This is a genomic window from Pseudomonas sp., from assembly GCF_002796985.1.
In the GTDB taxonomy this organism is placed as follows: Bacteria; Pseudomonadota; Gammaproteobacteria; order Pseudomonadales; family Pseudomonadaceae; genus Pseudomonas.
Window position 1 is genome coordinate 391,210 of sequence record NZ_PEKX01000009.1, and the last position, 12,383, is coordinate 403,592.

Below are 12,383 nucleotides of genomic sequence, written 5' to 3' on the forward strand. Positions count from 1 at the left end.
GAGTGGCTATGGGTGATCGGCACGATTATGTCGCCCTGGAATGGGTAAAAGGCGAGATTGCCGAAACGCTCAAGCAGGCGCGGCAAGCCCTCGAATCCTACGTCGAGAACCCCCAGGACCCGACGCGGATGGGCTTTTGCCTGGCCTATATCCACCAGGTGCGTGGCACCCTGCAGATGGTGGAGTTCTACGGCGCAGCGCTGCTCGCCGAAGAAATGGAGTACCTGGTCCAGGCTCTGATCGACGGCAACGTCGCAAGCGAAAGCGAGGCGCTGGAAGTGCTGATGCAGGCCATCCTGCAGCTGCCGGCCTACCTTGAGCGAATCCAGAGCGCCCGCCGCGACCTGCCGATGGTCGTGCTGCCACTGCTCAATGACCTGCGTACCGCCCGTGGCGAGAAGCTGCTGTCGGAAACCAGCCTGTTCTCCCCGGACCTGTCCCGGCCCTCCTCGGTACTGCCAGTGGACGCCCTGGCGCGCCTGCGCACCGCCGAACTGCCGGCCCTGCTGCGCAAGCTGCGGCAGATGTTGCAGGTCGCGCTGGTTGGCGTCATCCGCAACCAGGACCTGCCGACCAACCTGGGCTACCTGGCGCGCGTCTTCGCCCGTCTGGAATCCCTGTGCAAGGACGCTCCGCTGGGCCGCCTGTGGGTGATCGCCTCGGCGATGATCGAAGGCCTGGCCAACGGCAGCATCGCCAATGGCACCTCGGTACGTAACCTGCTGCGCCAGGTCGACCGCGAATTCAAGCGCCTGGTCGACCAGGGCGCCGACGCCATGAACCAGCCGGCGCCGGAAGAACTGATCAAGAACCTGCTGTTCTACGTGGCCAAGGCCTCCGACCAGTCGCCGCGCGTGCGTGCGGTGAAGGACGAGTACCGCCTCGACGACGCCCTGCCGGGCGCCGCCCTGGTAGACGAGGAACGCGCCCGCCTCGCCGGCCCCGACCGCGATGCCATGCGCTCGGTTGTCGGTGCGCTGTGCGAGGAGCTGGTGCGGGTCAAGGACAGCCTTGACCTCTTCGTACGCAGCGACCGCAGTGCCTTCAGCGAGCTGGGCAGCCTGCTCGCGCCGCTCAAGCAGATCGCGGACACCCTCGCTGTGCTGGGCTTTGGCCAGCCGCGCAAGGTCATCCTCGACCAGATCGACGTGGTCAGCGCACTCTCCCGTGGCCAACGCGAGCCCAACGATGCCGCCCTGATGGACGTCGCCGGTGCACTGCTCTACGTCGAGGCGACTCTGGCCGGCATGGTCGGTCCGAGCGAGGAGCCGGGCCGCGAAGAGAACGTCCTGCCGACCACCGACGTCGAGCAGATCCACCAGGTGGTGATCAAGGAAGCGCGCAATGGCCTGGAACTGGCCAAGGACGCGATCATCGAGTTCATCGCCTCGCAGTGGAACCACGAACACCTGGCCCGCGTGCCGGAACTGCTGACGCAGGTTCGCGGCGGCCTGGCAATGATCTCCCAGGAACGTGCGGCGAAACTGCTGGAAAACTGCAATCGCTACATCCAGGAACAACTGCTGGTGCGTCAGGCCGTGCCGGACTGGCACAGCCTGGACACCCTGGCTGACGCCATCACCAGCGTCGAGTACTACCTCGAGCGCCTGTCGGAAGACCACAACACACCGGGCGACATGATCCTCGACGTGGCCGAGGAGAGCCTGGACAGCCTGGGCTACTCGCTCAAGCCGCGTCCGTCGATTCTCGACGCCGAGCCGAGCGCCTTCGCGCCCGCTCCTCTGGACAACCCGCTGGACGAAATCGACGTGCTGGCTGCGCAGCCGCTGGCCGAGCCGATCGTGTCGGTGCCAGTGGAGGACGCGCCGGAGCTGGCCGCACCGCTGGACATCGCCGACCGCTTCGAAGCGGTTGCGGTAGAGGCGTTGTCGCTCGAACAGCCCGTAGAGCCGTCCCCGGCCGCAGAACCGGCCCTGGACCTGGCCGATTTCGACGTGCCACCAACCGCCGACAGCGAAGACAGCTTCACCTTTGAATCCCTCGAGCCGGTCGTCGAAGCGGCTGCGGCGGAAGAGCCTCTGCTGCTGGCCGACTTCGAACCGGCCGCCGCACCGGAAGCGCCAACCGCCAGTGAAACCTTGCAGGACTTCACCTTCGAGCACTTGGAGCTGGACTCTGCCTTGCCGGTTGCCGAGCCCAGCGCCGAAGCGGGCGCCTGGACCCTGGACGAGGTTGCGCCGCTGGCCGCCGAGCCGGAGTTGCCCGCAGCGCCTGTGGAGCCGGAAAACCTCAGTTGGGATATCGAGCTGGAGCCGGCCGCACCGATCACCGATACCACCCTGGCCGATGAAGGCTGGTCGCTGGACGACAGCCACAAGGCCGACAGCATCGAGTTCAGCCTCGAGACGCTGGAAGCCACTCCTGCCCCGGCAGTCGCCGATGAGTTGAGCTGGAGTCTGGAAACCCTCGCTCCGCTGGAGGCAGCGGATGCAGGAGCCACAGAGGATTGGTTCAGCGTCGACCTCAGCCAGCCGGCCAGCGAAACGCCCGAGCCGTCCCTGGCGCTGGACGAAAGCTTCGCCAGTCTGGAAAACCGCGAAGCCGAACTGCCCGCCACCCTGGAGTCACTGGACGATCTGAGCTTCGACGCCCAGCCGGTCACCGCAGGGCAAGCGGCGCAGGAAGCCTCGCTGGTCAGCGATGACAACTGGACCCTGGGCGAGCTGAACGAACCCACCGCGCTGGATGTTGGCGTCGACCTCAGCCTCGATGCCCCGCTGGAACCGCTGGAACCGCTGGAACCGCTGGAACCGCTGGCCGAAGCCGAGGAGCCGGCCTTCCAGGCCGAGGCCTGGAGCGATGAAAACATTGCCGACCTGGACCTGCCGGAAGTCGAGCTGCCCAGCCCGCCGGCAGAGCCCGAGCCGGTCGCCGAGGCGCCGACCAAGCCGCTGTCCCTGGCCGAAGTCATGGCTGCCCCGGTCCAGGCGATCAACCCGCCTGCCCAGGACGTGCCGCCCAGCCTGCTGCCGCCGCCCGCCGACGAAGAACCGATCGACGAAGAGCTGCGCGAAGTCTTCATCGAAGAAGCCGGCGAAGTGCTGGAAACCATCGGCGAACACCTGCCGACCTGGCTCGCCAACACCGACGACCGCGACGCGTTGACCGAGATCCGCCGCGCCTTCCACACCCTCAAGGGCAGTGGCCGGATGGTTCGCGCGCTGGTGATCGGCGAGCTGGCCTGGTCCATAGAAAACCTGCTCAATCGCGTGCTGGATCGCAGCATTTCGGCCTCTCCGGCCGTGCTGCAGGTGATCCAGGATGTGGTCGCACTGATGCCCGAACTGGTCGATGAATACGCCGCCAGCGCCCAGCGCCAGCGCGATGACGTCGACCGCCTGGCCGCCACCGCCCACGCCCTGGCCAAGGGGCAGCCGGTGCCGCCGCCCGGTGGCGGGCTGCCGGAGTCAACGCCGCAGATCGAAGACATCACCCCCGAGTTGGCGGATGTCGAAGAGATTGCCGCGCAAGCCGCCAACGAAGGTCTCGACGAAAGCCTCGATCCGCAACTGCTGGAAATCTTCCGCAACGAGGCGGAAGCCCATCTGCAGACCCTGGTCGGCTTCCTCGCCGATTGCGCGCAGCAGCTGCCGCAGCCGGTGACCGACGACTTGCAGCGCGCCCTGCACACGCTCAAGGGCAGCGCGCACATGGCCGGCATTCTGCCGATCGCCGAAATCGCCACGCCGCTGGAGCGGCTGGTGAAGGAATTCAAGACCAACCTGCTGCAGGTCGACCTGCGCGAGGCCGAGCTGCTGCATGCCGCCGAAGGCCTGTTCCGCGTGGGCCTCGACCAACTCGTCGCCGGCCACCCGTTGGCGTCCATTCCGGGCAGCCCGGAACTGCTGGCGCGCATCGCGCAGGTTCACCAGGAGCGCCTGGAAGCCGCCGAGGCCAAGCGTCGCGGCGAAAGTGGCGACGGCAGCGGCAATGACCCGCAGATGATCGGCATGTTCCTCGCCGAGGGCATGGATATTCTGCTGGACGCCGAGGATCTGCTGCGTCGTTGGCGCGAGCACCCGCAGGAGCGCCACGAACTGGGGGCTCTCTACGACGAGCTGGAAACCCTCAGCCGTGGTGCGCAGATGGCCGAACTGCCACAGATGGCCGAGCTGGCCGATGCGCTGCTGGCGGTCTACGGTGCCGTGCGCCAGGGCCATCTGGAAACCGACGACGCCTTCTTCTCCGCTTCGGAGGCCGCCCACGAGGCGCTGATCGGCATGATGGACCAGGTGGCTGCCGCGCTGCAGGTCAGCGCCCGTCCGGAACTGGTCGAAGCGTTGCACCGTCTGCTCGATGCGCCCGTCGGCGTACCTCAGGACGAGCCGCAGGATGATTCGGGCATCGAGTTCGTCGACCTGGAAAGCCTGACCGCCGAGGACTTCCCGGCCGAGGACGAGGAATTCCTCCTCGATAGTCGCCCGGTGGACGACGACAACCTGCCCGACGGCCTGAGCTGGTCGGCGCGGGGTGACAACGACGGCGCCCCGCGCGGCGCTGCCGATGATGACGACGATGACGTCATCACTGCCGAGACCCCGCACGCCTATCCCTCCCCGCAGCAGCCACCGCGGGCGCTGGACGAGGAAATGGTGGCGATCTTCCTCGAGGAAGCCGTCGACATCCTGGACAACGCCGGTCAGGCGCTGGACCAGTGGCTGGCCTCACCCGAAGGCCTCGCCGCGCTCTCGACTCTGCAGCGCGACCTGCACACCCTCAAGGGTGGCGCGCGCATGGCGGAAATCCGCGAGATCGGCGACCTGTCCCACGAACTCGAATCGCTCTACGAAGGCCTGCTGGACCATCGCTTCCAGCACAGCCAGCCGCTGGGCGACCTGCTGCGCACCTGCCACGACCGCCTGGCGACCCAGCTCGACCAGTTGCAGGCTGGCCAGGCGCTGGCCGACCCGGCCGACCTGGTGCAGACCATCCGCACCTTCCGCCAGAACCCGGCCGCTGGCCTGAACGTGCCGCAGGCCCTGGCCGCGCAGCCGCAGCAGGACCTGCTCGCCGACGAAGCCACTGCCGGAGAAGGCGAGGTCGCCGAGCAGCCGCAGGTCATCGAAGACGACATCGAACTGGAGCTGCCCGCTGAAGCGGCAGCGAAGGCCGAAGTCGCTGAAGAGCTGGAAGCGGCTGACCTGGACGCTATCGCCCTCGACAGCATCGACCTGGAAGCCATCTCCCTCGACGACATCGATCTTGAAGGCGCTGATCGTGAAGTAGCCGCCGAGCCGGTACTGGATTCCACACCCGAAGAGATCGACCTGCAGGCCTTCCTCGAAGAAGCCGAAGTCGAAGCCGGGATCGCCGGGCCATCGCAGGTCGAGCCGCAAGCCATTGAGCCGGCCGCTCTTGTCCCTGAAGCACCGGGTGTGCAGGACAGCGAGTACGAACTGAGCGAAGACCGCGACCAGGAGCTGGTGGAAATCTTCCTCGAGGAAGGTTTCGACATTCTCGAAAGCTCCTCCGGCGCCTTGCAGCGCTGGATGGAAAACCCCGACAACAGCCTCGAGCTGGAATCGCTGCAGCGCGACCTGCACACCCTCAAGGGCGGCGCGCGGATGGCCGAGATTCGCCCCATCGGCGACCTCGCCCACGAGCTGGAATTCCTCTACGAAGGCCTCTGCGGCGGGCGCCTGCGCGCCAGCCCGACGCTCTTCGAGCTGCTGCAGCGCTGCCACGACCGTCTCGCCGAGATGCTCGAGGCGGTCCAGCAGCATCGCCGGATTCCGGGAGGTGAATCGCTGATCGACGCGATCCACCGATTTCGTGCCAATCCCGAAGAGCAGCTGAGCATCCCCAGCAGCGTCAGCCTGCACGCCATCAGCTCGTCCTACGCCGGGTCGGAAGGCCCGGAAGCCGACATCCTGGATATCTTCCTGGAAGAGGCCGACGACCTGCTCGAAGGCATGGAGCAGGCGCTGGGACGTTGGGACGGCGAACGCGAAAACGGTGCGCTGGACGAACTGCTGCGCATCCTCCACACCCTCAAGGGCGGTGCGCGCCTGGCTGGCCAGTCCAGCCTCGGCGACCTCGCCCATGACCTCGAACAGCACCTGGGCGAAGCCCAGCAGCAGGGTGCGCCCTGGCCGGAAAGCCTGTTGCTGGACGTGCAGTCCGGCTTCGAAGGCCTGCAGGCCGAGGTCGACCAGCTGCGCCTGCACCTGGGTGAGGTCGAGATCAGCGAAGCGGAGATCATCGACCCGGTCGTCGAAGAGCCGGCACCGGTGAACCTGCCGACGCTGCCGGCAGCCATCATGGCTGCAGCCGTGCCGCAGCGCATCGATGCACCAGTGGTGCTGCCCTTCGTCCGCCGCGCCCAGGAAGCCGCCCAGGAAGCCGCCGCGCGCCGCGCGCCGCAGGAACTGGTGAAGGTGCCCGCGCAACTGCTCGAAGGCCTGGTCAACCTCGCGGGTGAGACCTCGATCTTCCGTGGTCGCGTCGAGCAGCAGGTGAGCGACGTCGGTTCGACCCTGGGCGAGATGGATGCCACCATCGAACGGGTCCGCGACCAGCTGCGCCGCCTCGATACCGAAACCCAGGCGCAGATCCTCTCGCGCCACCAGGCCGACGCCGAGCGCGCCGGCTACGAAGAATTCGACCCGCTGGAAATGGACCGCTACTCGCAGCTGCAGCAGCTCTCCCGCGCGCTGTTCGAATCCGCTTCCGACTTGTTCGACCTGAAGGAAACCCTCGCCGCCAAGAACCGCGACGCCGAGACCCTGCTGCTGCAACAGGCGCGGGTCAACACCGAGCTGCAGGAAGGCCTGATGCGCACCCGCATGGTGCCCTTCGACCGCCTGGTGCCGCGCCTGCGCCGGATCGTCCGCCAGGTGGCGAGCGAGCTGGGCAAGCAGGTGGAGTTCGTGGTCAGCAACGCCGAAGGCGAGATGGACCGCACCGTGCTCGAACGCATCGTCGCGCCGCTGGAGCACATGCTGCGCAACGCGGTCGACCATGGCATCGAATCCGGCGAAGCCCGCCGCATCGCTGGCAAGGCCGAGCAGGGCACCATCCGCCTGACCCTCGGTCGCGAGGGTGGCGACATCCTCCTGACCCTCGCCGACGACGGTGCCGGCATTCGCCTCGAAGCGGTGCGTCGCAAGGCCGTCGAACGCGGCCTGATGGCCGACGACAGCGAGCTGACCGATCACGAGGTGCTGCAGTTCATCCTCGAGGCCGGCTTCAGTACCGCCGAGAAGGTCACGCAGATTTCCGGCCGTGGTGTGGGCATGGACGTGGTGAACTCCGAGGTGAAACAGCTCGGCGGCTCCATGAGCATCCATTCCAGCGTCGGCGAAGGCACGCGCTTCGACATCCGCCTGCCGTTCACCGTGTCGGTGAACCGCGCGCTGATGGTGCTCTCCGGCGAGGACCTGTACGCCCTGCCGCTGAACACCATCGAAGGCATCGTGCGGGTCTCCCCGTACGAGCTGGAGGCGCTCTACGAGCAGGCCGCCGCCGACGAAACCGGCGCCGCGCCGAGCTTCGAGTACGCCGGCCAGAGCTATGAACTGAAATACCTGGGCGACCTGCTCAACAACGGCCAGCATCCCAAGCTGGTCGGGCAGTCGCTGCCGCTGCCGGTGATCCTCGTGCGCTCGGCGGACCACGCCGTGGCAGTGCAGGTGGATGCCCTGGCGGGCTCGCGCGAGATCGTGGTGAAGGGCCTCGGCGCGCAGTTCGCCGGCGTCAGCGGCATCTCCGGTGCGACCATCCTGGGTGACGGCCGCGTGGTGGTGATTCTCGACCTGCTGGCGACCATCCGCGTACTCCACGCGCAACTCCTGCATCACGCCCCGCGCCGCCAGCTGTCCGGGCCCAGCGTGGCGGAGATCGAGCACCAGCGCCCGACCCTGGTCATGGTGGTGGACGACTCGGTCACCGTGCGCAAGGTCACCAGCCGCCTGCTGGAGCGCAACGGCATGAACGTGCTCACCGCCAAGGACGGGGTGGACGCCATCGCCCAGCTGCAGGAGCACAAGCCCGACATCATGCTGCTGGACATCGAGATGCCGCGCATGGACGGCTTCGAGGTGGCCACCCTGGTGCGCCACGATGAACAGCTGAAGGACCTGCCGATCATCATGATTACCTCCCGTACCGGCGAGAAGCACCGCGACCGTGCCCTGGCCATCGGCGTCAACCAGTACCTGGGCAAGCCGTACCAGGAATCCGAGCTGCTGGAGAACATCCACAAGCTGGTGAAGGCTCATGTCTGAGCAGAGCACGCCGCGGATCGCGGTGATTGCCGATACCTCGTTGCAGCGCCATGTACTGGCGCAGGCGCTGGCCGGTCACGGCTACCAGGTGGTGCTCAACGCGGACCCGGCGCGCCTTGAAAGCGATCAGCTGGACGCCTGCGAGACTGACCTGTGGCTGGTGGACCTGGCGCAACAGGAAGACTCGCCGCTGGTGGACAACCTGCTGGAACAGTCGCGGGTGCCCGTGCTGTTCGGCGAAGGCCATGCGCCCGAGCGGCATTCCGAACATTACCCGCGCTGGGAGCGGCGGCTGGTCTCCAAGCTGCGCAAGCTGGTGGGCGACCCTAGCGCCGGTGTTGGCCGCAGCCTGGCTGCGCTGCTCGACGAAGCGCAGCGGCCGACCCGCGTGACGCTGCCCGAGGACCTCGCGGCATCCCCGCTGAAGGCCGGTGAACCGGCGGCGCAGGTCTGGCTGCTGGCCGCCTCGCTGGGCGGCCCTGCGGCGGTGAAGACTTTCCTCGATGCGCTGCCCGGCGGCCTGCCAGTGGGCTTTTTGTATGCCCAGCACATCGATCCTGCGTTCGAGGCCAACCTGCCGCAAGCGGTCGGCCGCCACAGCCAGTGGCACGTCAACACCGTGCGCGACGGTGATCCGGTGCGCTGCGGTGAAGTGGTGGTAGTGCCGATCACCCAGGAACTGGGCTTCGATGCCTCGGCGCGGATGCGCGTGGAGGCCCGCAGCTGGCCGGAACCCTACAGCCCGTCCATCGACCAGATGATGCTCAACCTCGCCCAGCAGTACGGCGGGCGTTGTGGGGTGATCGTGTTCAGCGGCATGTGCAGCGACGGCAGTGCCGCCGCGGCCTACGTACGCCGCCAGGGCGCGCCCATCTGGACCCAGCGCGCCGACAGCTGCGCCTGCTCGAGCATGCCCGACAGCCTGCGCGAAGGTGGCTACAGCACCCTCTCCGGCGACCCGCGCGAGCTCGCGGCGGCGCTGGTCAATCATCTCGCCGAGCAATGCGTCGGCGTCGTTACGCAGTGAGATAAGGCCCGATGAGTGATCTTCCCGTCGCCAATGCCGGCGTTGCCACTACCGCCGTTGCCAATGCTGCCGCGGCCAACGCCGCCCCCAGCAGCCTGACCGGCCTGCTGGTGCCGCTGGCCGACCGCAACCTGCTGCTGCCCAACGTCGCGGTGGCCGAGCTGATCACCTACCGCGCCCCGCAACCGGTGGCCGGCCTGCCGTCCTGGTACCTGGGCCAGGTAGCCTGGCGCGACCTGCGCCTGCCGCTGCTGTCCTTCGAGGCGGCGTCCGGCGGCCAGGCCGAAGTCAGCCCTGGCGCGCGGGTGATCGTGATCAACGCCCTGGGCGGCCGGCCCAACGTGAAATTCTTCGCCCTGCTGGTGCAGGGCATTCCGCGCTCGGTAAAGGTCGGCAGTGACCTCAAGCGCGCCGACGTACCGCTCTCGCCGCTGGAGCTGGATGCGGTGGACCTGGGCGACGCCCAGGCACGCATCCCCGACCTGGCCGCGCTGGAACAGAAGCTGGCCGACTCCGGCCTGATCTGACCCGCCCATGAGCGCTGGCCTGCGCCTTGCCCAGCTGGGGGACCAACCTGGCTTCGAGGTCGCCAGCGCGACTCTCGGCGGCCACCGTTTCGAGCGCCACAGTCACGACGAGTTCGTTATCAGCGCCAACCTGCGCGGCGAGGAACGCGTCTGGCTGGACGGCCGCACCTTCGATGCCGGCCCTGGCGCCATCACCTGCTACAACCCCGGCCAGATCCAGGGGGGCGGCGTGGCCGAAGATCAGCCCTGGCAGTTCGTCAGCCTCTACATCGCCCCCGGTTCGCTGGCCGAGATGCTTGGCCTGCAGCGCCTGGAGTTCGAGTGCCCCAGCGGCCGCCAGCCGGCACTCGCCGGCGCCCTGGCTGAAGCCGTCGAGCGTGTGCTGGGGGATGATGCCTTCGTGCGCCAGCGCGGCGAGGAGCGGCTGACCCTGCTGCTCGCCGAGATCGCCTGTGCCATGGGCGGACGTCTGCCGCACGAGGCTTTGGAGGGCGGTGGTCGGATTGCCAACCTGCAGGACTGGCTGGCTGCCGACCTCGCGCGGCAACCCAGCCTCGACGAGATGGCGGCCTATCTCGGGCTCTCGCGCTTCCACCTGCTGCGCAGCTTCCAGAAGCAGGTCGGGCTCAGTCCCCGGCAGTGGGCTATGCAACTGCGTACCCGCCGCGCCCAGGCGTTGCTGCGCGCCGGCCTGCCGGCTACCGAGGTGGCCCACGAACTGGGCTTCGCCGACCAGAGCCACCTGAACCGGCACTTCCGCGCGGCCTACGGCGTGTCGCCGGGGAGCTTCCAGCGCGCCCTGCGCTGAGCAATCCGGTCCAAGTTCGGCCACCGATATCCAGGCAGAATCGCGCCATCGCCTTTTTGTTCGAGAGCTGATTCATGACCCTGTTCTTCGCCGCGCTGCTGTTCGGCATCGTCTTCTGCCTGTCTCCCGGCGCCGTCCTCGCCGAAACCCTGCGGCGTGGCCTGAAAGGCGGTTTCCGCCCGGCACTGCTGGTGCAGTTCGGCTCGCTGATCGGCGACGCAGTGTGGGCACTGATCGGCCTGACCGGGCTGGCACTGCTGCTGGGCCATGAAACCCTGCGTCTGCCGCTGACCCTCGCCAGCGCGGCTTATTTGGCCTGGCTGGGTCTGCAGAGCCTGCGCGATGCCCGTGAGGTCGGCGTGGTGGAGGAGGGTGACGCCGAGGAACACAACGCCGGGGCTTTCGCTTCCGGGGCCATGTTGTCGCTCTCCAACCCGAAGAACATCGTCTACTGGGGCGCGCTGGGCGGCGCCATGGCCGGGCTGGTGAACGGCGTGCCGTCGCTGGCGGACTCGCTGGTGTTCTTCGCCGGCTTCATGACCGCCTCGGTGCTCTGCTGCTTCCTCTGCGCGGCGCTGGTGGACTGGCTGCGGCGCAATGCATCGCCACGCTGGCACCGGATTAGCCATGGGCTGTGCGGAGTGGTGTTGTTGGTGCTGGCGGGGTTGGCGTTGCGGGGGATCTGAGTTGGCGGGATGCGCCGGAGCAGGGTGGTTCGCGAGCAAGCTCGCTCCGACGAAGAGCGCTCCGAGCTAGCCGGCTACCTGTAGGAGCGAGCTTGCTCGCGAAGCCGCCCCACGAAGAGTACGCCGTGCGGACCGTCGAGTTGTAGGAGCGAGCTTGCTCGCGAACCTGCGCGGCATCGGCGCTGCCGGCGTCCCCTCTCCCGCAGGGAGAGGGGACCGTTCGGAGCAGGCGGGAACCGCATCATCAGCCGGCACAATCTGCCCCCTCTCCCCTTGGGAGAGGGCTGGGGTGAGGGGCTTCTCGGCGAGCGCGAATCTCGTCCTTAGAAATCACCCCAAAGCTGCTGCGCCACGCTCAGCGCAACCACCGGAGCGGTCTCGGTGCGCAGCACACGCGGCCCCAGTCGTGCGGCATGGAATCCGGCGCCCTTGGCCTGTTCCACTTCCGCATCGCTCAACCCGCCTTCCGGGCCGATCAGGAAGGCCAGGCTGGACGGTTTGTCATGGCTGGTCAGCGGCTCAGCGACTGGGTGCAGCACCAGCTTGAGCTGCGCTTCGCAGCCCTCCAGCCATTCGGCGAGGGTGACCGGCGCGTTGAGCACCGGTAGTACCGAGCGGCCGCATTGCTCGCAGGCGCTGATCGCCACCTGGCGCCAGTGGGCCATGCGCTTGTCGGCGCGTTCGTCCTTCAGGCGCACTTCGCAGCGTTCGCTGACGATCGGGGTGATCTCGCTGGCGCCCAGTTCGGTGGCCTTCTGGATCGCCCAGTCCATGCGCTCGCCACGGGACAGGCCCTGGCCGAGGTGCACGCGCAGGGGCGATTCGGCCTGGCCGTCGAAGGCTTCACGCAGCTCCACGCGGACGTTCTTCTTGCCCACCTCGATCAGTTCGCCCAGGTACTCGCGGCCAGAGCCGTCGAACAGCTGCACGGCATCGCCAACCGCGTGCCGCAGCACGCGGCCGATGTAGTGGGCCTGGGCTTCGGGCAGCTCGTGCTGGCCGAGGGAGAGCGGGGCGTCGATGAAGAAGCGGGAGAGGCGCATGGCGGTGCCGACAGAAAAGGGGAAAGCGGCAAGCTTAAAGCTTTCG

General features: G+C 67.7%; 6 protein-coding genes. 5 read left to right on the top strand and 1 reads right to left on the bottom strand.

What is annotated here, in order from left to right; translation table 11 throughout:
• Positions 1–8: 8 nt before the first annotated feature.
• The 5 genes from CTR55_RS16225 (at position 9) to CTR55_RS16245 (ending at position 11,294) form a co-directional block, all read left to right on the top strand.
• Positions 9–8,246 (top strand): Hpt domain-containing protein, encoded by an 8,238-nt coding sequence (locus CTR55_RS16225; RefSeq protein ID WP_296287676.1) that lies wholly within the window; start codon positions 9–11, stop codon positions 8,244–8,246.
• Positions 8,239–9,273 (top strand): chemotaxis protein CheB, encoded by a 1,035-nt coding sequence (locus tag CTR55_RS16230; RefSeq protein WP_296287677.1) that lies wholly within the window; start codon positions 8,239–8,241, stop codon positions 9,271–9,273. Before CTR55_RS16225 ends, CTR55_RS16230 begins: the two co-directional genes overlap by 8 nt.
• Before the next feature lie 11 nt (positions 9,274–9,284).
• The gene (locus CTR55_RS16235) at positions 9,285–9,800 is read left to right on the top strand and encodes a chemotaxis protein CheW (protein WP_296287678.1); all 516 of its coding nucleotides are present in this window, start codon (positions 9,285–9,287) and stop codon (positions 9,798–9,800) included.
• Positions 9,801–9,807: 7 nt separating this feature from the next.
• Positions 9,808–10,608, top strand: coding sequence for an AraC family transcriptional regulator (locus CTR55_RS16240; protein ID WP_296287679.1), 801 nt, complete (start codon positions 9,808–9,810; stop codon positions 10,606–10,608).
• A 74-nt stretch (positions 10,609–10,682) separates the two neighbouring features.
• On the top strand, positions 10,683–11,294 hold the full coding sequence (locus CTR55_RS16245) for a LysE family transporter (protein ID WP_296287680.1): 612 nt from the start codon (positions 10,683–10,685) through the stop codon (positions 11,292–11,294).
• Positions 11,295–11,617: 323 nt separating this feature from the next.
• Here the strand turns inward: CTR55_RS16245 and CTR55_RS16250 are convergent, their stop codons facing one another.
• On the bottom strand, positions 11,618–12,337 hold the full coding sequence (locus CTR55_RS16250; RefSeq protein ID WP_296287681.1) for a 16S rRNA (uracil(1498)-N(3))-methyltransferase: 720 nt from the start codon (positions 12,335–12,337) through the stop codon (positions 11,618–11,620).
• Positions 12,338–12,383: the final 46 nt, after the last annotated feature.